We start from the raw sequence: 21,292 nt of genomic DNA on the forward strand, positions 1-21,292 counted from the left end.
AGTTTAATGAATTTTACGCCCGAATTTTTGGACGCCAATTATGTTGAGCGCGACAGGGTGCGCATTGCATTTGGTGACACTGGCCCCAAAGATGGGCCGGTGGTGTTTTTGGTGCACGGACTTGCCGCATCCGGCATGCAATTTACCGCAGACGCGCATTTTTTTGCCAAGCTAGGTTACCGCGTGATTGTGCCTGACTTGCGCGGCCATGGTCGATCCGGCAAGCCCACACAAAAGAGTACAGATGCTTTTTCCATTCCGGAATTGTCAAAAGACATGCTGGCCATTGCCGACCATATTGACGTGGAGCAATTCCATTATGTCGGCAATTCACTGGGTGGCATCATCGCGCTTTGGGCGCTTGAGGACCATCGCGAACGGTTTAGAAGCTTTGCCAGTTTCGGCACTACCTATTCGCTTAAAACCCCCAAGGCGGGTGTTGGGGTGTTGAAGTGGATTTACAAAATTATGGGGCCAAATCTGATCGGCAAGCTTGGTGCGGTTGGCACCACTAAAAACAAACAAGCGCGCCCACTCGTGCGCGCCATGCTTAGCGCGATTGATATTGATGTAGTCACCAGCATTGTTGGCCATGTTGGCAATTATGACCTGATTGATCGCGCAATTGCGTATAACGGGCCGATCATGATGTTGCGTTGCGGTCTTGATAAGTCTGTTAACGCCGCCCTTGGTCCAACCTTGTCGGCGATGGTGCCGCTTGACAATTTCATGCTGATTGAAGTGCCCAAAGGTGGCCATTGTGCCAATCTGGATGCAACAGATCGCGTGCGCCAATATTTGCTCGAATTTTGGCAACGGGTTGAGCAAAATTAAAAAGACAAGATAACGCTTGAGTCATAAATCTTTTTTGCAACTGTCATTTTTCTGATCATCAATCGTCATGATCCAACGCCATTTTCTCGCCGATCCGGTTCGAGATCTTTTGCTTTGGAGAGAAAAATGATGAAATTTAGCCCGGCCCTTTTTGGCCTAGCGCTTTTGGCGCAGCCTATGGCTGCCCTTGCTGATAATCATAGTGAAGCTGCCGTTCATTTGGGTGTGCGTCCGCTTTACTTGGTTGACCAAATGGAAGCGAGCGACTTGAAAGACAAATTGGCGTCTTGTGCCAATGGCCCATTCGAAAAGAGCGACTTTTCAATCGGTCACCGCGGTGCCGCTTTGCAGTTCCCTGAACACACAAAAGAGAGTTACACAGCTGCTGCCCGCCAAGGCGCAGGCATCATTGAATGTGATGTGGCTTTCACTGCCGACAAAGAGTTAGTTTGTCGCCACTCACAAAGTGATTTGCACACCACAACAGACATTTTGCTGCGCCCTGAATTGGCCGCTAAATGTTCAGTGCCATTCTCACCTGCCGATCCAGCGACAGGCAAAAAAGCTGAAGCAAAATGTTCAACTTCAGACATCACTTTGGCTGAATATATGACATTGAACGGCAAGATGGATGGCGCCAATGCAAACGCCACCACTGTTGAAGAATATGTGATGGGCACCGCAGGTTTCCGCACGGACCTTTATGCCACAACAGGCACATTGGTGACACACAAGCAAAGCATTGAGTTGATCAAATCATTGGGTGGCAAGTTCACGCCAGAACTGAAAACACCAACCGTTGATATGCCTTATGAAGGCGATTTCAGCCAAGCAGATTATGCGCAAAAAATGATCGACGAGTATAAAGCGGCTGGCATTGACCCTAAAGATGTTTGGGCACAGTCTTTCTTGCTTGATGATGTGTTGTACTGGATTGAAAATGAGCCTGAGTTCGGCGCGCAAGCGGTTTATCTTGATGGCCGTTATGACAATGAAGGCTTTGATCACCTCAACCCATCAACATATGGCAAAAGCATGCAAGAGCTTGCCGATGCTGGCGTAAAATATATCGCACCACCGCTTTGGGTTTTGGTGACCACGGAAGACGGTAAAATCGTGCCATCTGTTTACGCCAAAGAAGCAAAAGCTGCTGGCTTGAACATCATCACATGGACTTTGGAACGTTCTGGCCCGCTCAATAACGGTGGCGGCTGGTATTTCCAGTCTATCACAGACGTTACCAACAATGATGGTGTGGCGTTCGAATTGCTCGACGTTTTGGCCAAAGAAGTTGGCGTTGTTGGAGTGTTCTCTGACTGGCCTGCAACCACAACTTACTATGCAAACTGCATGGGTCTTTAATCTTACTCCCTAGACCGTCATGCGAGGCCGGGTGCTAATGCACTCGGCCTTTTTGTTTGTGCCAGCCAATTTGCGCCACAAGGGCAATCAGGCCAAACAAAATCCATTGTGGCATCGGCCACAGGGACTGGAGATAGAACAAGCCAGCGATCATGAAAATGATCGCAATGCCCACATAGATCACATTGATGAACAGCACCATATCCATGGATAGCGCCCCCCGCTTGGCGGCAAACAACAATGCAAGTCCCACAATGATGAGCAGCAGGCTGACTTGGTTCCACATCACGTCCATGATCGCGAAGATCACCGTTGGCATTTCAATCTTTGCCAATGGCACCATGATTTCCGGCGTGCCAGCAAAAATGTGAATTGCAGCGACCAATAATGACATAACGCCAGCCACACCCCACCAGAGATTAAGTTTATCTTTCATAAGCATCCCCTTTCCATACGCTACCGTATGTATTGCATTTAAGCACAAAGCACCATACGGATACGTATGTTTGAGCGCATTTGTCGCAGACCAATAGAAGGCGCGCCGTGTAAGGATGAGTTATGGCAAAATCGAATGATGCAAAGCGAAATCAATTATCCGCCCAAGATTGGCTGCTGGCCGCGATTGCGGCCATGGCCAAAGGCGGCGTTGAAAATGTGAAGGTCGAGCGGCTGGCCAAAAGCCTTGGAACCAGCAAAGGCTCTTTCTATTGGCATTTCAAAGACCGCAACGATCTGCTTGATCAATTGATCCGCTATTGGATGACCCAAGGCACTGAACAAGTGATGGCTGCCAATCAGAGTGCGAAAACCACTGCGCGCGAAAGGTTGCTTGCCCTGTTCAATGTCGCCCTAAAAGAACCAGTGGGCACGCTCAGTTCAGCACAGGGTGAAATGGCCATTCGAAGTTGGGCGGCGGTTGACCCAAATATCGCCAAAACCGTTTCAACGACAGACGAGCAACGCATCGCTTATGTGACTGCGCTATTTGCAGAATTCGGTCACCCAAAAGAGGTGGCCGCTGCAAATGCCCAACAACTCTATTTGATGTTGCTCGGTTATTATGCACGGGCCACCTATGCGCCAAACGAAGCAAAAGTGGCGCAAGAACGTGTTTTGGCAGCACTCAACACCATGTTGCAGACCAACTTAGACTAGTTAGCGGTGCAGGTAGTTTTTGATCTCCCGCTCCCAGCGGAGGTAGGAGCCGACGCTCGTCAGCACGATGGCAAATATGATGGTGGGCAGCAATGTTTCGCTGTCGCCAAACAAAAGCATATGCAGTCGGCGGCCCGGCAACAGCGCCAACGCAAATGGAATGCCCAATGCCCCCCAATACATGGACAACATCGCCTCGCGATGAGCACGCACATTCTTTGCTCGTGCATCGCGTACTCCTGTCCATAAACCCGCAATGGCAAAAGGGATAATCAGATGGATGGGGCTGAAGGGTCCAATCCATTCAAATCCATGGATGAACAAGGCACTGGTGACCGCAATCGCCATGCCGATCACCCATGCCCATCCCATAATCCTGTGTGCGCGTGTTCCTTTTTTACCATAAAGCATATAGCCACCCAACATGATGCAGAACAGTGCTGCGATGAGATGAATGATGACCGGCAATGGTGCAGTTGCCAAAATTTCTATGTTCATAAAGCCCTCAGATTTTCACTTGTCGCCACGCGGCCAATTGCGCCGCCGCCCTTGTGTGCGATAAAGGAAAACCTTAAGTTCAGGCACAATGCGGGTTTCGCAAAAACGGGGAGTGCTTCGTGAAAGAAGGGCCATTGCAATTGACGCTTCGCGAAATGCGCGAGATGTTTAGCTCTGCGCGGGTATGGGCAGGCATCATCACAGTGGCCGTGATGATCGGGATTATTGGCCCGTTTCAAACCTTTTCTTATTTCCCAACAGGTCCACGCATTGTTTATTGGCTTATCACCGTGGTGATCACCTATTTGGGCGGCGTGTTTGCTGGCAGCTTGGTGGTCAATGCGTTTGAACATTATTTCAGAGCAAATAACCCAGTTTTGCATATCTTAGTGGCAGGCACGGCCGCAGGCACCGCGGTTTCTGTGCTCATCACGCTCATCAATGGTATTGCGCTCGGCGATTGGGAGATCCCCGGTTTCCACTCGATTATGCCATGGGTATATTGTGTGGCCATTTCCATTTGTATCTCGGCCCTGCACTTCATTTTTCAACGCCCCCAAAGCGAAGTGATCAACCCGCCAAAACAAGTGCCGCTTATGGCGCGGTTGAACGTCAAAAATCGCGGGCAGCTATTCTATTTGTCGATGCAAGATCACTATGTGAACATTGTCACCAGCAAAGGGGCGGAGTTGGTTTTGCTGCGGCTTGCCGACGCCATTAAAGAAACCGATGGTGTGGTCGGCGTGAAAATTCACCGCTCCCATTGGGTAGCACTTGATGCGGTTGCGGAAACCCGCAAAAAAGGCAGTGGCATGGTTGCCGTGATGAAAGATGGTGCGGAGCTGCCCATCAGTCGCGGACAAATGGATGAAGTGCGGTTGGCAGGCCTACTGCCCGCCGCGCCACAAAGCTAAATCTATTTGGCTTTCGCTGCCATTTTTTCGTTCAGCGCCCGTTGCTCTTCACGCAACTGCTTCATGCGCTCTTTGTTTTTCCGGGCAAACTCTTCGGCTTTATCGCCAATATGCTCCTGTCCCCGTTCAGCAGCCAAGCGGATTTGCTTTTCGCGCTCTGCAGCGCGGGCGCGGCTGCGTTCAGAAATTTTATCAGCGCAATGGTGACATTGCTGCCCTTCAATAAATTGCGGGTGCTGTTTATCTTCTTCGCTCAGCGGATAACGGCACGCCCGACAAAGGGTCAGATTGCCTTCCTCTAGGCCATGGCCAACAGATACGCGCTCGTCAAAAACAAAGCATTCGCCCTGCCACTTGCTTTCTTCTTTCGGCATATTTTCGAGATATTTCAAAATGCCGCCTTTAAGGTGGTACACCTCTTCAAAGCCCTGAGCGAGCATATAGGCAGAGGCCTTTTCGCAGCGGATGCCCCCAGTGCAGAACATGGCGACTTTCTTGTTCTTTTTAGGATCAAGATTTTGCGCCACATAATCCTTAAACTCGGTGAAGTTTTCGGTTTTAGGGTCGAGCGCATTTTCAAATGTGCCGATGGCTACTTCATAATCGTTACGCGTATCCAGAACCACCATCTCTTCGTCCGAAATGATGTCGTTCCACTCTTCCGGCTCAACATAAGTGCCAACAATTTTTGTAGGATCCGCTTCAGGCGCGCGCAGGGTCACAATCTCTTTTTTCAGCTTCACCTTCATGCGCAAGAATGGCATATCGGCCGCGCTAGAAAACTTGATTTCGCTGTTTTTGAACCGGCCCTTAAACTGGTTGCCGCGTTCAAGATAGTCCACCAGCTCATCAATGGCCGTGGGCGTGCCCGCCACCGTGCCGTTGATGCCTTCTTCGGCCAAGAGCAGCGAGCCTTTAATGCCGCGCTCTTTACAAAAATGGAGAATGAGCTCTTGCAGCTCTTTATAGTCTGGCAGGGACACAAATTTATAAAGCGCAACGACCTTAAATTCGCTCATTTTCAGCTTCCTCAGGTGATCAATTGCCTCTTTAGGTGAGGCAGCAAATTTCAATGGGGCGGTTTAGCAAAAAAGCGCCGCGCCGCCAAGCATTGATGTTTCATAGCCAAGTCATTGCCAATTCCCATTGATCTATGTCATCCTAATTGTCCTGCCGTGACAAATTACATACATAAATGAGGTCCCTATGCCCTTTAGCGCATCAGCTTCTCGCTATGACAAAATGGAATATCGCCGTTCTGGCCGTTCCGGACTAAAGCTTCCCGCCATCAGCCTTGGCCTTTGGCAAAATTTTGGCGGCACGCGCGATTATCCAACCGCCCTTGAGATTTTGGCTTATGCCTTTGATCAAGGTGTCACCCATTTCGACCTGGCCAACAATTACGGCCCGCCTCCTGGCTCTTCTGAAGAGTTGTTTGGTCAAATGATGCTGCATGACTTTAAGCCCTATCGTGATGAGATGATCATCTCTTCCAAAGCGGGCTACGAAATGTGGCCTGGCCCTTATGGCGAATTTGGGTCGCGCAAATATCTCATCGCCAGCTGTGACCAAAGCCTGAAGCGTTGCAATGTCGATTATTTCGACATTTTCTATTCGCACCGCTTTGATCCAGAAACACCATTGGAAGAAACAATGGGCGCCCTCGCCTCGCTTTATCATCAAGGCAAGGCCCTTTATGTCGGCGTTTCTTCTTATCCGCGTGAGCAAACCATTGAAGCTCACCGCATTTTGAAAGAAATGGGTGTGCCCCTCACCATTCACCAACCGTCCTATTCCATCCTCAATCGTTGGATAGAAGATGATGGCACCTTGGACGCATTGGGCGAATTGGGCGTGGGCTGCATTGCCTTCTCGCCTTTGGCGCAAGGCGTGTTGAGCGGCAAATATTCAAAAGGCAAAGGCGAAAACACCCGCGCCTCTGAAAAATCATCCTCCGTTGCCGCTTCCCATCTTGAAATGGGCGTGATCGACGCAGCAGATCGCCTCAACGAAATCGCGAAATCACGCGGCCAAACTTTGGTGCAATTGGCCTTGGCGTGGGCCTTGCGTCGCACAGAAATGACATCCGCATTGATCGGCGTGCGTACGCTCGAGCAGCTCAAAGATAATCTGGGCGCACTCGACAATCTGGACCTAAGCGACGACGAAATCACCGCCATCGACAAGGCCTCAGAAGGTGGATTGATGAACCTGCACCCGCAGCCAGAAGGCTGGTTGCGTTAAGGCTTTATTAAGCTAGTCAATACGTGAAGAATTCACGTCACATTTGAACCAAACTTTGGCGTCAGCGTGATCCCTATATTTTTTAAGGATTGCCTGATGCCAAAATTTTTTATCGCCGCAATTGCGGTCTATTTTGCCTTTTCAACAACAAGTTATGCACTCGATTGCACCGAAGAACTTCGGGAGAAGATTTGCTTTGGCAATACGGCCTATTGCACGGCGCCAGCCTCTCCAAAAACTCAAAACATGATTGTTGAGATTGCTGAAGAAAGCTCGCCGCTGGCGCAAAAGCTATTTTGCGATATTTATCACATTAGAATTGTAAAGAATATTCGAGGAACCCAGATAGGGGACTATAAAAATATTGGCGAGCTTGGGGTCGTGAGAATTGTTGCCGATCACTACTCGCGCTATTTCGAGGACCTATCATCAAAGTTTGGAAAGTACTCCATTGGCGATGGTCAACTCACTATCATCGATGCAAGCGGCGCCCCTCGCCGCCTTGACGATAAATCAACTGAGAAAGCACTTCTCAGAAACTTACTTCTCCACGAATTGGCCCACCATTTCGAATTTAAATTTCTGGGCGATCACGCCTATCAATGCTCCAAGGCGAACTACATCGTTCCACCGAAAAGGGTGAGAAAGCTCATTGATCAAATCCGCCATAAAGTTGAATGGACTGATTGGATAGAAGAGGATTTCCGCGCCTTTTACGCCTATCTTTTGCAAACAGACAAGCCAACGCTTTATGGAACCACCAATTTAGCCGAGGATTTTGCAGAGCTATTCGAGTATTTCCACTTCATCCATTATTATGGCGAGAACGAAATTCTCAGACATAAAGATGGATCACTTGCCGTTGATTTTGCTGAACGTTTTAAGGCACCCATTATGCAAAACAAAGTGCGCTTGATGGAAGTCCTCATGGCGCACCCGGATTTTGATAGTGAGGATGCGAAGCAATGGCGGCGAGACTTTGAGAGATGCGAGGGCGTTTTCAGTGCGGAGAATCTCTCGCCACAGAACGTGGCGTCTAATCGTTGATTTTCATCATCTCGCTGGTTTGATCCCACCCAAGGCTTTCATAAATCGGCTCGGCCTTTTGTGAGGCGTGGAGCACCATGGTGGAGACGCCCCGTGCTTTAAACTCTTGCTCTGCGCAGCTCACCAGAAATTTGGCGATGCCCTTGCCACGGTGATTGGGGTCGACATAGACATTGGCGATATAGCCGCGATGCGCTTCTTCCTCATGATGGAAGTGCGGCGCCCAATCGATAAGCCATTGGCCGATGCCGGCAACAGCTTCACCATCGCGTTCAACAATAAAGCCGAAATAGCGGCCATCGCCCAACCGCTCCTGCAGCCAAGGGCGGAAATAGGCCGTCATTTTCTCAAGGCTTTTGCGGGTGCGCGTGCCAGCGTCCGAAAACATCAATTCGCGCTGTGCGCAAATCAGATCAAGATCGCTTTCACGCACCGCGCGCAGTCGGTAGCCTTTGGGCAGGTCCATTATGCAGGCTCTGGCAATTTGCCAATCTTTTTGCGCCAAATCGCCGGTGCGATTTCGTGCACGCTTTGCCCGGTGGAATCCACGGCCACCGTCACGGGCATATTTTCCACCTCAAATTCATAAATGGCTTCCATGCCCAATTCTTCAAAAGCCACAACGCGTGAAGAGCGAATGGCTTTGGAAATAAGATACGCTGCACCACCAGTGGCCATCAAATAGGCGGCCTTATGCTTGGCAATGGCATCACGCGCCACGGGGCCGCGCTCGGCTTTGCCGATCATTGCGATCAGACCGGTTTTTTCCAGCATCATTTCAGTGAATTTGTCCATGCGGGTGGCGGTTGTTGGACCTGCAGGGCCAACAGCTTCGCCGGAAACCGGATCAACTGGCCCCACATAATAGATGGCACGGTTGGTGAAATCGACGCCTTCTGGCAAGCCTTCGCCGCTTTCATAGAGCGACTGAATGCGTTTGTGCGCCGCGTCGCGCCCCGTCAAGATTTTGCCATTGAGCAACAGGCGGTCGCCCTGTTTCCATGTGGCCACTTCTTCTGGCGTAAGCGTATCCAAATCTACACGTTTTGCGCCCGTAGATGGTTTCCAACCAATATCTGGCCATGCGCTGAGCGGTGGTGGTGTCAGGTCAGCCGGGCCTGTGCCGTCCAGTTCAAAATGTACGTGTCGGTTTGCGGCGCAGTTTGGTGCCATGCCCACAGGCTTTGAGGCGGCATGAGTTGGCATGTCCAACACTTTCACGTCGACCACTGTCGTCAGGCCGCCAAGGCCTTGTGCGCCAATGCCGAGGGCATTGACCTTTTCATAAAGTTCAAGCCGCAATTCTTCTGCTGTAGAGTTTGGACCACGGGCAATCAAATCTTGAATATCGACTGGCGCCATCAATGACTTTTTAGCCAGATACATTGCCTTTTCCGGCGTGCCGCCAATGCCAATGCCCAACACGCCTGGGGGGCACCAGCCCGCGCCGAGGGTTGGTACAGTTTTCAAAACCCATTCCACAATATCATCGCTTGGGTTCAACATGGCCAGCTTGGCCTTGTTTTCAGAGCCGCCACCTTTGGCCGCCACGGTCACGTCCACCTTGTCACCGGCCACCATTTCATAGTGGATTACCGCTGGGGTATTGTCGCCAGAGTTTTTCCGAGCGCCTGCGGGGTCAAGCAATAGTGACGCGCGCAGCAAGTTGCTGTCTGTTTCCGCGTAAGCTTGGCGCACGCCTTGGTTGACCATATCCTCAACCGACATGTCGCTATCCCAACGCACATCCATACCGATTTTCAGAAACACAACTGCAATGCCTGTATCCTGACAGATGGGGCGATGTCCTTCGGCGCACATGCGTGAATTGGTCAAAATCTGCGCAATAGCATCTTTGGCCGCAGGATTTTCTTCCTTCTCATATGCCTTAGCCACCGCTTCGACATAATCGAGCGGATGATAATAAGAGATAAACTGAAACGCGTCGGTGATCGACTGGATGAAATCTTCTTTTTTGATGGCAGGCATAAGTCCCTCGCGACAAAGGTTAAACGACTGAAAGTCTTCTCCCATGAGTTGGTCGATTTTGCAACTAGACCAAGGGTTAAAACGCACATCGCGCTAAAAGACTATATCTCGCTTTTCGTGAATTTCAGGGTCAAATTCCATCGGTTTTGCCCGATTGAGCTTCCAATTGGTGTTGATGCCCTTGAAGTGCCAGAAATGCACGCCCTCCACATAACGCCGTCCCAATTGCGCGCGGTTCTCAATCCAGTGCATATAAGGGAACACCTTCAGCTTCTTGAACCATTTTCGCTTCGGGTCGATTGCCCATTTCCCTGCATAGCAATAGTTGCGCTTTTCATCTTTCGCGACTGAAGTGAAATCCCGATGATCCCCCAAATTTCCCTCGGCTATCGGCTCGACCCAAATGCCTTTCATGGCCAAAATGCCAAGGCTCGATCGTTCTGCGAGCGTGAACACATCGGCGGCACCGTTGCTGTTGGCAAGTTCGTCAACATCAAGATTGAGGATGGATTTGGCTTTCATGCCAAATCGGCGCAGCACAATTGTCATCAACGCGATCTGCAAGAAGTGCGCCCAATAGGGGTTTACCTTGAGAATTTCATCTTTCGCGCAATATGGATATGGCATGCTCACCACCAGCACCTTTTGCAGCCCTTTGACGGATTGCAACGTCTCAACCAAATCGCCGATTTCATATTGATCTGAGCCATTGTCGAACAGGATAATGCTGGTCACTTTTTGATGCCGCACATGATAGTCCGCCCAAAACTTAATCCAGTTCAGATCATTATTTTTCGACAAGGTGAACATTAAATTTTCACCTTCGAGTTGCGCACAGCTATTAGCCTGGACGTTCATTGAATACACTTCACCGGCGAGTTGCATCTCAATTTCAACAGTGTCCTCCGGCACGTCTTTTAGCTGTGTGGTCATCACCGTCAGCGAAAAGAAATGTTTTGCTTTTACAATTTTGCCCGAGGGCAACGCCTTGTATGTCGCCTTCTTGTAGTGCGCTTTTAGATTTGTTGGGGTGGGACCGACGCACAAAACATTACGCACTGCTTCATCCCAAAAACAGTCATAATAAAGCGTTGTGAAATCAAAGCTTTCTAAGAACTTTTGTGGCCGCTCTCGCTTTGGATTTTTCGGCAAACGTTGAACAGAACGATCAGCACCCAATCGAATTGTTGAAAAGCACACTTCTTCCTGTGTCTTCTTCTCAATTTCCACCAGAAACCCACATGACGGCCTATTCATATTATTGTCCAAATATCTCGTTCAGCTTCTTGGCCAAAAACTCATCCTTCACGTGCTTCTTCGGGTCATAGGGCTCTGTAATATGCCGCTTATGCTGCCACTCCGCTCGCTCACCTTTCTGTGTTTTCGCCCGCCAGCCAGTGTTTATGCCAGCGAAATGATAACATTTAAAATCTCGTGCTACGGGATAAGGGTTCCACACCCCCTCTATCCAGTGTGTGTTTGGCAAAGCAATTTTGTTCTTGGGGCGAACTTTTCTTGGCGCCATAGCCCACTTTTTCATATGATCCTGTGCGCCTAGCTTATGCATATTGCGAAAGGCAAAATCGTTGAAGTTTATCTGATCCTTCTCATTCACATTAGGAAGAAGAACGTTTTCGACTAGAAACCGTTGAAATTTTGAACAACCGAAAAACCGTTTTTTCGTCACTTCAAAAATTGAGCGCCCTTTTGATGATAGGACTAACTCGTCGACGTCAACGTTCAACATAGAATGTGCGAGTGAGGCCAATCTTAGATATAGAGACATATACATGACAGGCTGAGCGAAACGCACATAACCGCTCTCGCCATGATCTTGTCCCACCTTATCCATTACGCCAAAATGGAAGGGCCAATCGACAACAGCCGTCTGTTCAATGCCAGCGACATTTTGCAAAATATTCGAAATATCTTGATGTGAATAAGAATTTGATTTGTTATCATATACAACAACAGCATTGGCACCGTGTTCAACGTGGTAAAACTTCGCCCAATTGGCAATCCACTCTAGATTGTTGTTATTGTTAATACAAAAAACAACCTTTTTATCCTCAAATTTGTTGCTTAGATTAGATCCAATTTGGGTCGTAATACTTTGATCCGCAATCTGTAGCGTCAGGAATTTGTCAACTTCCGGCAGTTCTACATATGCAACACAAGCTGTCCGAGATTTCACAAAACTCAATTTGGATTTGATGCCTGACTGCTCTCCCACAATATAGGCTTGCTCTAAACTACTAGCCAAGTTTTGCTGTTGTGGCCCCACGAACCAAACAGTCTTGCCGCAAACATCTCTAAAAACATCATAGAATAGACCAAATTGATCGAAACCCTGCCAAAATGCTTTCGGGCGTTGAAGTTTAGGTTGCAGCGGTTGTCTTTCTAAAGAACCACGCGCATCTAGAAAAACTGAATTGGGAGTTATGATGTTCGCCATCAGCTCACCTTGACCTCTTTCTTGTCGACAAGAAACACATCACGAAGAACTCTTTCCAAAAAGACATCTTTCACATGCAAGTTGTTGTCAAAAATTACTCGATTGTTTCGCTCGTGTTGCCACTCCCGTGTGATGGCCATGTCGTCATTTTTACGCCAATCGCATGTGATACCGGCAAAGTGGTAACATTTGAATTCCTTTGCAACTGGATAGGGATTTATCACTCCGTAAATTCGATGTGTCCATAAGATTGGCGCCTTGCTTATCCGCCTGAGCTTTGAAGGTGCTATAATCCATTTCTTGTATTGGTCTTGCCGAGACAAATGATTCTTGTTTCTGAAATAAAATTCGCGGAAGGATGGTAGATCATTTGTTATTTGGGGTTCGCGCACATTTTCAACCAAATAACGTTCGAACTTTAGGCATCCAAAAAAACGCCTTTCAACAACTTCAAAAATTGAATTTCGTTCTGTTGAGACAACCAGTTCGTCGATATCAACATTCAGAATGGAATTTGCGAACATCCCGTATCTCAGGAAGAGTTCCATGTGCGCGACGCGCTGTGCAAATAGGATTTGACATCGCTGATGTTGACTTTGTGCAACTGGATCAAGAACGCCAAACTTGAACGGCCAATTGATCGCAATAGCGCGCTTAACGCCTGGCACCTCGTTTAATGCAGATTCGATGTCTTGTGTTGTATATGCAGTGGAATTGTTGTCGAAAATGACAAAAGTATCAGCGGCGTGCTCTTTGACATAAAAGTGGGCCCAATCCGCGATCCACTTCAAATCATTGTCTTTGCTAATGCAATAAACAATTCGGCTGCCGCTATTTGCTTCGCTGAAATTTTCACCGATCCCCACATTTAGCGTGTGACCAGCAATTTCCACTTTTGCTTCATCATCAGTTTCCGGCAGATTGGCGTAGCCAACAATCGCATGATTATTTTTGATGAATCGGAGCTTTTTTCTTCTTCCCGATCGATTGCCTTCAACCCAGATAGGCAACACTTCAGCTTTTAGATTCATCAACTCTGGCCCAAGAAACCAGACCCGTTTGCCAGAGATGTCGCGGAAGACGCTATAGAATATCCCGCGCTGATCGAATTCAGCCATGAACTGATCAGAGCGCGGGATTTCGGGTGAAATGGGTTGGCGAAGAATTTTGCTATCTTCTGGCAAGAAGACTGAATTTAAATCGCCAACCATGTTCCTAACCCCGCAATTCGGCCTTGGTGGCCTTTTGCACGGCGGCCACCACTTTTTGGCTGATCGCGTCGATCTCTTCGTCGGTGAGGGTTTTGTCTTTGGGTTGAATGGTAACTTCAATGGCCAAAGATTTTTTCCCTTCGCCCAAATTGCCGCCTTCAAACACGTCGAATAGGCTGACATTGGAGATCAGTTTTTTGTCGGCAGAGCCGGCAGCTTTTAGCAGTTTTCCTGCTTCCACATTGCTGTCTGCAACAAATGCGAAGTCACGCTTAACGGTTTGCAGATCAAACAAGGTTAGCGGTGGCTTGGTTTTGGTTGCTTTTGTCCGCGGCTGTGGAATGGCATCCAAATTTAGCTCAAACGCTGCGATGGATTTTGGCAAATCCAATTCCTTGATCAATTTTGGATGCAGTTCACCGAACCAGCCAATGATGTTTTTAGGCCCCAATTGCACACGACCACCGCGCCCTGGGTGAGACCAGTCAGCAGGTTCTGCAACGATTTGCAAATTGTTTGGATCCACGCCCAATTGCGCCAATGTCTCGAACAAATCAGCTTTTGCTTCAAAAACGTCGGGCTTTTGCGCCTTGCCTTGCCAGTCGCGACCCACCTGACCATGGGTATCCAAGCCTGCGCGCACGCCAGCAGCGAAACTGGATTGGCCATCGGGTGCCGCGGATTTAAACACCTGCCCAACTTCAAACAAAGACAGGTCCGCTGTGCCGCGATTGGTGTTGCGGTTTACTGCCGCCAGCAAGCCCGGCAGCAATGATGGGCGCATATCGCTCAATTCGGCGCTAATCGGGTTTTCAAGCTTCAGCTCATCTTGACCACCGCCAAACGCGACCGCTTCCTTTTCAGAAATGAAGGACCATGTCACCGCTTCATTATAACCGCGTGCGGCCAAGGCACGACGGGCAATGCGGCGACGGTTTTGGATAGTGGTGAGCATTTTTGGTGCGACGCTGGTCAGGCGTGGCAATGGATCCACCGGCACATTGTCGACGCCGACAATGCGCATCACTTCTTCCACCAAATCGGCTTTGCCTTCAATGTCCGGGCGGTAAGAGGGCACAGCCACCTTCACCACATCGCCAGAACCAGCAACCCAGAAGCCCAAACGGGTCAACACGGCTTTGACTTCAGCAAAAGGCACTTTGAGGCCGGTCAAGCGTGTGATCTCGGCCAGCGGGAAATCAATCACTTTTTCTTCTGGCTGCACGTCGCCTGTCACGGTGATTTCATGCACTTCGCCGCCGCAAATCTCTTGAATAAGTTTTGTGGCCAACTCCAACCCAGGCAAAGTCAATTCTGGATCAACATGACGCTCCAAGCGGTAGCGCGCATCTGAGTTGATGCCAGTTTTGCGGCCCGTTTGGGCGATTTCGATTGGCTCCCACCATGCGCTTTCGAGAAACAGGCTGGTGGTCTCTTCCGTACAGCCGCTTTCTTCGCCGCCCATAATGCCGCCAATACAAAGCGGGCCATTATCGTCGGCCAAGATGCACATGGTTTCATCAAGCGCATAGGTTTTTCCATCAAGAGCCAGAATTTCTTCGCCCTTTTTGGCATTCCGCGCGTGGAATTGCCCGTTGACCTTGTCCGCATCATAGGCATGCAGCGGACGGCCGCGATCATAGGACACATAGTTAGTGATGTCGGCCAAGGCGTTAATCGGACGTAGGCCAATGGCGATCAAGCGCTGTTGCAGCCATTCTGGTGACGGGCCATTTTTCACATTTTTGAACAAGCGCCCGGCAAATTGCTTACAAGCTTGCGGTTCGCCTTCGCCAAAGCGGAACTCAACCGAAATGTCGCCTTTGCCGTCCAGCGTGGCGGGCACTGGCTGCACGGTGCCGTCTTTCAGCTCTCCAATGCCAGCGGCGGCCAAGTCGCGAGCCACGCCATAAATGCCGGTGCAATCGCCCCGGTTTGGGGTGATGGCGATATCGACGACCACATCGTTCAGCTTGGCATAATCCACATAGCGCTCACCGACAGGTGCATCAGCGGGCAAATCGATAATGCCGTCATGATCGTCAGAAAGCAGCAATTCGCGCTCGGAGCACAACATGCCGTTGCTTTCCTCGCCGCGGATCACGCCTTTGCTGAGCACAAAATCTGTGCCCGGAATGTAAGTGCCGGACGAGGCGAAAACGCCTTTCATGCCGGTGCGGGCGTTTGGGGCACCGCACACAACTTTGACAGGCTCGCCTTTGCCCGTATTGACCATGCATACGCGCAGCTTATCGGCATTAGGGTGCTTTTCAGCTGAAATCACTTCGCAAACCGTAAAATCCGCAAGGGTCTTTGCCTGATCTTCAACCTCTTCCACCTCAAGCCCGATCTGGGTGAGGGTTTCAATGATCTCATCATTCGACGCCGTGGTCTCCAGATGATCTTTTAGCCAGTCAATTGTGAATTTCATCGGTTTTACTCTTTTGTCGTCGTTTGATCTGCCAACACCTCAATCAGTTTGAAGCGTTCGCAAACAAGTTTCATTTCAGGCGCAAACCCGCCATTGCGGGTGAAATAGTCTTTGTGGCCATCATGCCAATATTGATAGCTCAGATCGCCCTCGCCTTCAGCGCGGGCAAAATCTTCATCCACCTCGTCAAAGCGTTTCACCTCAACAGATGTGGTTTCAATGATGCATTGGGGCACCCCGTCCCAATTGGGCACGATATAGCGCTGCCCCACTTGCGGCAAAGGTTCACCGTCGGCTTCATAGTGAGCCAACGCACCGCAGGTCGCGGTCTTTTTGCCCTCTACGATTAGGCCCACCAGCTCATTGCACAGCGCTTCGCTGTCGCCAAATTCGGAAATTTCCAATTGGCGCAAATGCTGCGGCAGGCTGGAAACGATGAAAAAGCGCTTGAGCATATGCGCATAACCGCGTGCATCATCAATCGCGTAGTGGCTGTGAGGCTGAAAACCGATCCAACTGTCCGGCACCCGGCGGGTAGTCCAATCAGCGTGATGTTCGCCCGACAAAATTCCTGCCATGGTATAGATGTCGGCGCAGCCGCCGCTGAAAATTACCTGGCTGTGGGTCGGGCCGGAAAAAACCCGCGAGCGTGTATATAGATCAAGATAATGATCGACAAATATGCCATCAAAGATGAGCGGCGCAGCGGCGAAAACTTTGCGACCTTCAAAGCCCTTCACCCAAGCCGCATATTCCTTCATCACCTTCTCAGGTGATTGGGCATTTTCCGTCGCGGCCTTGTAGGCTTCAGGTTCGCTTTTCCACCATTCCATGGTTTTGGGATCGGGCACCCGGTCTTTGCGCGGCTCAAGCACAGCTTGAAACTCGCCCAAAAATTGGCCGCGTCGATTCATCGCCACACTGGCAAAGCTCATCATAGAGTTGCGCAGCGGGCTGGGGCCATCGCTTTCAATGTCGGTCACGATATAGATTTCATCCATATCGCTGACGGGCATGGTCACGAAGACAATCCTCCAAACAGGGTCGGCAGATCCAGTGGACGGAATCCATAATGGTCAAGCCAGCGTTGATCCGCGCCGAAGAAATCGCGCAGGTCAGGCATGCCATATTTCAGCATGGCAATCCGGTCGATGCCCATTCCCCAGGCAAAGCCTTGATAGACATCTGGGTCGAGGCCGCAATTGCGGATCACATTGGGGTGCACCATGCCGCAGCCCAGAATTTCCATCCAGTCACTGCCCTCACCAATTTTCACTTCGTTGCCAGAGCGGTCGCACTGCACATCCACTTCCATGGACGGTTCCGTGAACGGGAAGAAAGACGGGCGGAAGCGGGTTTTGACGTGATCAACTTCAAAGAAGGCGGTCAAAAACTCTTCCAGCACCCAGCGCAACTGGCCGATATGAGATGATTTATCGATCACCAAGCCTTCCAACTGGTGGAACATGGGCGTGTGGGTTTGGTCGCTGTCGCAACGATAGGTGCGCCCCGGAATCACGATGCGGATTGGCGGCTCTTGGGTTTCCATGGTGCGGATTTGCACTGGCGACGTGTGCGTGCGCAGCACCATCTTGCCCTGATTGCTGCCTTCGCCTTCGTCCTGCTTCATGAAAAAGGTGTCGTGCATTTCCCGCGCTGGGTGACCTTCGGGGAAGTTCAGCGCGGTGAAGTTGTAATAATCGCTTTCAATGTCCGGCCCTTCGGCAATGGCAAAACCCATGTCGGAAAAGATGGCAGTGATTTCATCAATGGTCTGGCTGATTGGGTGGATCGAGCCGCGTTGCATTGGGCCCTTTTGCAGAGGCAAAGTGATGTCCACTTTCTCTGAGGCCAGTTTGGCTTCCAAAGCGGCATTTTCCAAATCTTCGGCTTTCGCATCAATTTGCGCTGCCACTTCGGTTTTCAATCCGTTGAGCGCGGGGCCTGCCACTTGCCGCTCTTCGGGGGTCATTTTGCCCAAGCCTTTTAGCTGTTCAGAAATGGAACCCTTTTTGCCCAAAGCGCCCACGCGCACCGCGTCCAGCTCTTTCAGGTCAGCCGCATTTTCAACAGCGGTCAGGATTTCAGATTTGAGCGCATCCAGCGCCTTGGTATCAACCATTTTATCGGACCCCTTGTCCCGTTTATTCTTTTTTATCCAGCAAAAGTTTTGCGCACCATACAAACGCAGAAAGCCTTGCACCAGCCCCAAAATGGAGGGTGGCGCAAGGCTTTAATTTCGGCCTCAGAAAAGATAAGGCGAGGAATGCTTAGCTGGCAACCCGAGCGTGGGTTGTTGCGTCAACATCCTTAAGGTAACCGAGCGCGTTTTTGGCAGTTTCAACCAGCGCTTTGAAGCTTTCTGGCTCACGTACAGCCAAGTCAGCCAATACTTTACGGTCAACCGCAACCTCAGCTTTGCTGAGGCCGTCGATAAATCGACCATATGTCAAGCCGTGTTCACGAACAGCAGCGTTAATCCGCTGGATCCACAAAGCACGGAAATTACGTTTTTTCGCCTTACGGTCGCGATATGCGTACTGACCCGCTTTTTCAACCGCCTGCTTAGCAACGCGGATGGTATTTTTGCGACGGCCATAATAACCTTTGGCTGATTTGAGCACTTTTTTATGACGGGCGTGGCTCGTTGCGCCTCTTTTTACACGTGACATGGATTTAGTCCTTAAAAGTCAGAATATTAGGCGTAAGGCAGGAATTTTTTGATCGTACGCGCATCTTGATCACACATTGCGCTCGTGCCACGGTTTTGACGGATATATTTACCGTTGTGGCTGATCAAACGGTGGCGTTTGCCTGCTGCTGCTGCCATGACTTTGCCAGTGCCAGTCACTTTGAAGCGCTTTTTAGCGCCAGACTTTGTCTTAAGCTTGGGCATTTTGCTTTTCCTTCTTGTTGCCTCCTCCCCGGTGGGATTTGGCGGTTTTAAGCATTTTGGATCGACACGGCATACCCTTGTCAGGCCGGACGATCCGCTTGAACTCGTGGGTTATAAGAGCACAAAGGCAAAATTGCAAGTCTTTGTTGGCTTATCTTTCAATGGTTTTTAGGTGTCGTGTTGGTCGATTAGAATATCGTTGCCATCCGGATCTTTGAACATGGCCATTTTGGGATAATCTTCGCCGCCCATTTGGCGTGAATAGTCGACGCCCAATTCGTCCAGTTTTTTGTGGATGGGGCCAATATCTGTGGGATTAAACGTCATGATGTTTTGATCGAACATGCCTTGAAACAAGCCGATTTTGGCGTCGCCATTTTGCAGCACCAGCCAGTTTTGCGCCTGGTCACCGGCCACAATTTCAAAGCCGAGATTTTGATAAAACTGCTTTGAGACCTCAATGTCCTTCACGGTCAAGCTTACGGAAAAACGTCCTAGGTTCATTTTACCCTCCCACGGGTTGGTTGTTGTGTTTTGATTTTGTCCAGAAATAATGCCCCAGCCCGCCCAGCACAGAGACGACCAAGCCGATCATCCACACGGTAGCGGCCATCACCAAAAAGACCATGACGGGCTGAGCAAACATTTCGCGCTGCGCCATGGCTTCGTCCACCATGCGCTCATATTCTGGCCCCTCCTGCACAGGCAGGGTGCTGATGTAATATTGGAAATAGGCATCCATAAAGCCGGGATTGATCATAAAGGTATAGACCACATCGCAAAGGGCGAAGATCACGCCTGCGGTGAAGGCAATGCCAATGCCAAAAATTATGCGTTGCCACAGGCTCGGCCTATCCGCCCGCTCTTTAAAGTGCTGGTGCATGGCAAAAAGAATGATCGCCAATGCGGCGATCATGCCCACATAGCCTGCCACTTCGGCCATGCCCATATTCTGCGCCTGATTGCCCGCGACCATAATGTACGATCCGAGCATAAACAGCGTCATCACTGCGCCGACAATGGCACCCCATTTGATGATTGATTGCATATTGTCCCCCAACCTGCTTATTGATCTCATCATCTTGACCGAAACAGGTGTAATTGTCCTCCCCCAAAAGGAGGAAGCGGGCATTTATTCAATCAATCCAAGGGCACGCGCTTCGCTTGCCGCCTCGGTGCGGTTGGCGACATCCAGCTTGAGGAAGATGTTTTTTACGTGGGTTTTGATGGTGGATGGCGCCACCTTTAGCTGCGCTGCAATTTGCTTGTTGGTGTAGCCATGCACCAGAAAAATCAGCACGTCAGTCTCGCGTTCTGTCAGGCCAATTTCGGCTATGCGCTGCTCGTCACGCACCGGGACCTCGGGTGCGGGTGTGCCGAATTTGGGTCGCGCCCAAAACCACACACCAAGTGCACCCAGCACCAAAAAGATTAATGCGATCAGGCTAGGATAAAGCGCACTTGGCCAAAAATAGGCGTATGATGTGCGGCGCAAAAATTCCAATAAGATGAGGAACAGCGCCAGCAATCCACCATATCTTAAAATCGTTCCGCGCATCGCTTGGTCCATTAAAAAGAAAAGGGCCCCTCAAAAGGCGCCCTTCAAACACGATTATATCGTCAAAGCCTATTTGGTTGCTGTCGGGGCCAAGATCATGATCATCTGGCGACCTTCAGTTTTTGGCTTGGCTTCGACTTTTGAAATCTCTTGAACGCGCTCGCGAACTTGATTCAAAAGCTGCAGTCCCAATTCCTGGTGCGCCATTTCACGTCCACGGAAGCGCATGGTGACCTTAACCTTATCACCGCCTTCCAAAAACTTGACGATGTTGCGCATCTTGACCTCAAAGTCATGCGTGTCCGTATTCGGACGCATTTTGATTTCTTTGACGTCGATAACTTTTTGCTTTTTGCGTGCTTCGGCTGCTTTCTTTTGTGCTTGGTATTTATATTTACCCAAGTCCAAAATCTTACAAACAGGCGGTTTCGCGTTAGGCGAAATTTCAACCAGATCCAGGCCCGCGTCTTGCGCCATGGTCATGGCATCGCGCGTGTTCACCACACCGCGGTTTTCACCTTCGGCATCAATGAGCTGAACTTCTGGAACATTAATTTCCCGATTTGAACGGGGACCATCTTTTTGGGGTTGTACAGGTCTTTGTGGACGACGAATGGTGTCAATTCCTTCTTTTGACAAAAGATATTAGTTGCGAGGCATAAAATCTGGTCAAATGCGCTCAAAGTCAACACCTTGAC

General features: G+C 50.0%; 23 protein-coding genes. 6 read left to right on the forward strand and 17 right to left on the reverse strand.

Annotation, left to right across the window (positions count from 1 at the left end):
- Positions 1 to 6: 6 nt before the first annotated feature.
- Both ACP15Y_RS14960 and ACP15Y_RS14965 read left to right on the forward strand, forming a co-directional pair.
- Positions 7 to 834 carry an alpha/beta fold hydrolase gene (locus ACP15Y_RS14960; RefSeq protein ID WP_424983914.1) on the forward strand — a complete coding sequence of 276 codons (828 nt, stop codon included), beginning with the start codon at positions 7 to 9 and terminating at the stop codon, positions 832 to 834.
- 129 nt (positions 835 to 963) lie between these two features.
- On the forward strand, positions 964 to 2,196 hold the full coding sequence (locus ACP15Y_RS14965; protein WP_424984026.1) for a glycerophosphodiester phosphodiesterase family protein: 1,233 nt from the start codon (positions 964 to 966) through the stop codon (positions 2,194 to 2,196).
- A 34-nt stretch (positions 2,197 to 2,230) separates the two neighbouring features.
- On the opposite strand, the gene ACP15Y_RS14970 is transcribed toward ACP15Y_RS14965, so the two are convergent.
- Positions 2,231 to 2,632 carry a hypothetical protein gene (locus tag ACP15Y_RS14970; RefSeq protein WP_424983915.1) on the reverse strand — a complete coding sequence of 134 codons (402 nt, stop codon included), beginning with the start codon at positions 2,630 to 2,632 and terminating at the stop codon, positions 2,231 to 2,233.
- 122 nt (positions 2,633 to 2,754) lie between these two features.
- On the opposite strand from ACP15Y_RS14970, the gene ACP15Y_RS14975 reads away from it, so the two are divergent.
- Complete coding sequence (locus tag ACP15Y_RS14975) at positions 2,755 to 3,351, forward strand: TetR/AcrR family transcriptional regulator (RefSeq protein ID WP_424983916.1); 597 nt, start codon at positions 2,755 to 2,757, stop codon at positions 3,349 to 3,351.
- Here the strand turns inward: ACP15Y_RS14975 and ACP15Y_RS14980 are convergent, their stop codons facing one another.
- Positions 3,352 to 3,849: a DUF2306 domain-containing protein gene (locus tag ACP15Y_RS14980; RefSeq protein WP_424983917.1), complete on the reverse strand. Its 498-nt coding sequence runs from the start codon at positions 3,847 to 3,849 to the stop codon at positions 3,352 to 3,354.
- A 119-nt stretch (positions 3,850 to 3,968) separates the two neighbouring features.
- Between ACP15Y_RS14980 and ACP15Y_RS14985 the strand changes: the two genes are divergently transcribed.
- On the forward strand, positions 3,969 to 4,763 hold the full coding sequence (locus ACP15Y_RS14985) for a LytTR family DNA-binding domain-containing protein (protein ID WP_424983918.1): 795 nt from the start codon (positions 3,969 to 3,971) through the stop codon (positions 4,761 to 4,763).
- Positions 4,764 to 4,765: 2 nt separating this feature from the next.
- Here the strand turns inward: ACP15Y_RS14985 and ACP15Y_RS14990 are convergent, their stop codons facing one another.
- Positions 4,766 to 5,782 (reverse strand): rhodanese-related sulfurtransferase, encoded by a 1,017-nt coding sequence (locus ACP15Y_RS14990; RefSeq protein ID WP_424983919.1) that lies wholly within the window; start codon positions 5,780 to 5,782, stop codon positions 4,766 to 4,768.
- A gap of 187 nt (positions 5,783 to 5,969) precedes the next feature.
- On the opposite strand from ACP15Y_RS14990, the gene ACP15Y_RS14995 reads away from it, so the two are divergent.
- Complete coding sequence (locus ACP15Y_RS14995; RefSeq protein ID WP_424983920.1) at positions 5,970 to 7,007, forward strand: aldo/keto reductase; 1,038 nt, start codon at positions 5,970 to 5,972, stop codon at positions 7,005 to 7,007.
- Between the two features lie 96 nt (positions 7,008 to 7,103).
- The gene (locus ACP15Y_RS15000; protein ID WP_424983921.1) at positions 7,104 to 8,054 is read left to right on the forward strand and encodes a hypothetical protein; all 951 of its coding nucleotides are present in this window, start codon (positions 7,104 to 7,106) and stop codon (positions 8,052 to 8,054) included.
- Here the strand turns inward: ACP15Y_RS15000 and ACP15Y_RS15005 are convergent.
- The 14 genes from ACP15Y_RS15005 to infC all read right to left on the reverse strand — a co-directional run bounded on the left by ACP15Y_RS15005 (position 8,044) and on the right by infC (position 21,209).
- Positions 8,044 to 8,520, reverse strand: a complete 477-nt coding sequence (locus ACP15Y_RS15005) for a GNAT family N-acetyltransferase (protein ID WP_424983922.1) — start codon at positions 8,518 to 8,520, stop codon at positions 8,044 to 8,046. The two genes, ACP15Y_RS15000 and ACP15Y_RS15005, sit on opposite strands and share 11 nt — an antisense overlap.
- Positions 8,520 to 10,043: a fumarate hydratase gene (locus ACP15Y_RS15010; RefSeq protein WP_424983923.1), complete on the reverse strand. Its 1,524-nt coding sequence runs from the start codon at positions 10,041 to 10,043 to the stop codon at positions 8,520 to 8,522. Before ACP15Y_RS15010 ends, ACP15Y_RS15005 begins: the two co-directional genes overlap by 1 nt.
- 93 nt (positions 10,044 to 10,136) lie before the next feature.
- On the reverse strand, positions 10,137 to 11,300 hold the full coding sequence (locus ACP15Y_RS15015) for a hypothetical protein (protein WP_424983924.1): 1,164 nt from the start codon (positions 11,298 to 11,300) through the stop codon (positions 10,137 to 10,139).
- A gap of 1 nt (position 11,301) precedes the next feature.
- Positions 11,302 to 12,498, reverse strand: a complete 1,197-nt coding sequence (locus ACP15Y_RS15020) for a hypothetical protein (protein ID WP_424983925.1) — start codon at positions 12,496 to 12,498, stop codon at positions 11,302 to 11,304.
- On the reverse strand, positions 12,498 to 13,709 hold the full coding sequence (locus ACP15Y_RS15025; protein WP_424983927.1) for a hypothetical protein: 1,212 nt from the start codon (positions 13,707 to 13,709) through the stop codon (positions 12,498 to 12,500). Before ACP15Y_RS15025 ends, ACP15Y_RS15020 begins: the two co-directional genes overlap by 1 nt.
- Before the next feature lie 4 nt (positions 13,710 to 13,713).
- Positions 13,714 to 16,140, reverse strand: coding sequence for a phenylalanine--tRNA ligase subunit beta (gene pheT, locus ACP15Y_RS15030; protein ID WP_424983928.1), 2,427 nt, complete (start codon positions 16,138 to 16,140; stop codon positions 13,714 to 13,716).
- A gap of 5 nt (positions 16,141 to 16,145) precedes the next feature.
- Complete coding sequence (locus ACP15Y_RS15035) at positions 16,146 to 17,156, reverse strand: ASCH domain-containing protein (protein WP_424984027.1); 1,011 nt, start codon at positions 17,154 to 17,156, stop codon at positions 16,146 to 16,148.
- 2 nt (positions 17,157 to 17,158) lie between these two features.
- Positions 17,159 to 18,262 (reverse strand): phenylalanine--tRNA ligase subunit alpha, encoded by a 1,104-nt coding sequence (pheS, locus tag ACP15Y_RS15040; RefSeq protein WP_424983929.1) that lies wholly within the window; start codon positions 18,260 to 18,262, stop codon positions 17,159 to 17,161.
- A gap of 148 nt (positions 18,263 to 18,410) precedes the next feature.
- On the reverse strand, positions 18,411 to 18,812 hold the full coding sequence (rplT, locus tag ACP15Y_RS15045) for a 50S ribosomal protein L20 (RefSeq protein WP_424983930.1): 402 nt from the start codon (positions 18,810 to 18,812) through the stop codon (positions 18,411 to 18,413).
- 26 nt (positions 18,813 to 18,838) lie between these two features.
- On the reverse strand, positions 18,839 to 19,036 hold the full coding sequence (gene rpmI, locus ACP15Y_RS15050; protein ID WP_236112880.1) for a 50S ribosomal protein L35: 198 nt from the start codon (positions 19,034 to 19,036) through the stop codon (positions 18,839 to 18,841).
- A 168-nt stretch (positions 19,037 to 19,204) separates the two neighbouring features.
- Complete coding sequence (locus ACP15Y_RS15055) at positions 19,205 to 19,540, reverse strand: VOC family protein (RefSeq protein ID WP_424983932.1); 336 nt, start codon at positions 19,538 to 19,540, stop codon at positions 19,205 to 19,207.
- A 1-nt stretch (position 19,541) separates the two neighbouring features.
- Positions 19,542 to 20,084, reverse strand: a complete 543-nt coding sequence (locus ACP15Y_RS15060; RefSeq protein WP_424983933.1) for a DUF4199 domain-containing protein — start codon at positions 20,082 to 20,084, stop codon at positions 19,542 to 19,544.
- A gap of 84 nt (positions 20,085 to 20,168) precedes the next feature.
- Positions 20,169 to 20,594 (reverse strand): response regulator transcription factor, encoded by a 426-nt coding sequence (locus ACP15Y_RS15065; RefSeq protein ID WP_424983934.1) that lies wholly within the window; start codon positions 20,592 to 20,594, stop codon positions 20,169 to 20,171.
- Positions 20,595 to 20,663: 69 nt separating this feature from the next.
- Positions 20,664 to 21,209, reverse strand: coding sequence for a translation initiation factor IF-3 (infC, locus tag ACP15Y_RS15070; RefSeq protein ID WP_424984028.1), 546 nt, complete (start codon positions 21,207 to 21,209; stop codon positions 20,664 to 20,666).
- Positions 21,210 to 21,292: the final 83 nt, after the last annotated feature.

It is taken from the genome of Maritalea sp. S77, assembly GCF_049801075.1.
GTDB lineage: Bacteria > Pseudomonadota > Alphaproteobacteria > Rhizobiales > Devosiaceae > Maritalea.

Excerpts from the sequence above, each read along its gene's own strand:
- ACP15Y_RS14960 (WP_424983914.1), top strand. The coding sequence starts at position 7 with ATGAATTTTACGCCCGAATTTTTGGACGCCAATTATGTTGAGCGCGAC.
- ACP15Y_RS14965 (WP_424984026.1), top strand. The coding sequence starts at position 964 with ATGAAATTTAGCCCGGCCCTTTTTGGCCTAGCGCTTTTGGCGCAGCCT.
- ACP15Y_RS14970 (WP_424983915.1), bottom strand. The coding sequence starts at position 2,632 with ATGAAAGATAAACTTAATCTCTGGTGGGGTGTGGCTGGCGTTATGTCA.
- ACP15Y_RS14975 (WP_424983916.1), top strand. The coding sequence starts at position 2,755 with ATGGCAAAATCGAATGATGCAAAGCGAAATCAATTATCCGCCCAAGAT.
- ACP15Y_RS14980 (WP_424983917.1), bottom strand. The coding sequence starts at position 3,849 with ATGAACATAGAAATTTTGGCAACTGCACCATTGCCGGTCATCATTCAT.
- ACP15Y_RS14990 (WP_424983919.1), bottom strand. The coding sequence starts at position 5,782 with ATGAGCGAATTTAAGGTCGTTGCGCTTTATAAATTTGTGTCCCTGCCA.
- ACP15Y_RS14995 (WP_424983920.1), top strand. The coding sequence starts at position 5,970 with ATGCCCTTTAGCGCATCAGCTTCTCGCTATGACAAAATGGAATATCGC.
- ACP15Y_RS15000 (WP_424983921.1), top strand. The coding sequence starts at position 7,104 with ATGCCAAAATTTTTTATCGCCGCAATTGCGGTCTATTTTGCCTTTTCA.
- ACP15Y_RS15005 (WP_424983922.1), bottom strand. The coding sequence starts at position 8,520 with ATGGACCTGCCCAAAGGCTACCGACTGCGCGCGGTGCGTGAAAGCGAT.
- ACP15Y_RS15010 (WP_424983923.1), bottom strand. The coding sequence starts at position 10,043 with ATGCCTGCCATCAAAAAAGAAGATTTCATCCAGTCGATCACCGACGCG.
- ACP15Y_RS15015 (WP_424983924.1), bottom strand. The coding sequence starts at position 11,300 with ATGAATAGGCCGTCATGTGGGTTTCTGGTGGAAATTGAGAAGAAGACA.
- ACP15Y_RS15020 (WP_424983925.1), bottom strand. The coding sequence starts at position 12,498 with ATGGCGAACATCATAACTCCCAATTCAGTTTTTCTAGATGCGCGTGGT.
- ACP15Y_RS15025 (WP_424983927.1), bottom strand. The coding sequence starts at position 13,709 with ATGGTTGGCGATTTAAATTCAGTCTTCTTGCCAGAAGATAGCAAAATT.
- pheT (WP_424983928.1), bottom strand. The coding sequence starts at position 16,140 with ATGAAATTCACAATTGACTGGCTAAAAGATCATCTGGAGACCACGGCG.
- ACP15Y_RS15035 (WP_424984027.1), bottom strand. The coding sequence starts at position 17,156 with ATGCCCGTCAGCGATATGGATGAAATCTATATCGTGACCGACATTGAA.
- pheS (WP_424983929.1), bottom strand. The coding sequence starts at position 18,262 with ATGGTTGATACCAAGGCGCTGGATGCGCTCAAATCTGAAATCCTGACC.
- rplT (WP_424983930.1), bottom strand. The coding sequence starts at position 18,812 with ATGTCACGTGTAAAAAGAGGCGCAACGAGCCACGCCCGTCATAAAAAA.
- rpmI (WP_236112880.1), bottom strand. The coding sequence starts at position 19,036 with ATGCCCAAGCTTAAGACAAAGTCTGGCGCTAAAAAGCGCTTCAAAGTG.
- ACP15Y_RS15055 (WP_424983932.1), bottom strand. The coding sequence starts at position 19,540 with ATGAACCTAGGACGTTTTTCCGTAAGCTTGACCGTGAAGGACATTGAG.
- ACP15Y_RS15060 (WP_424983933.1), bottom strand. The coding sequence starts at position 20,084 with ATGCAATCAATCATCAAATGGGGTGCCATTGTCGGCGCAGTGATGACG.
- ACP15Y_RS15065 (WP_424983934.1), bottom strand. The coding sequence starts at position 20,594 with ATGCGCGGAACGATTTTAAGATATGGTGGATTGCTGGCGCTGTTCCTC.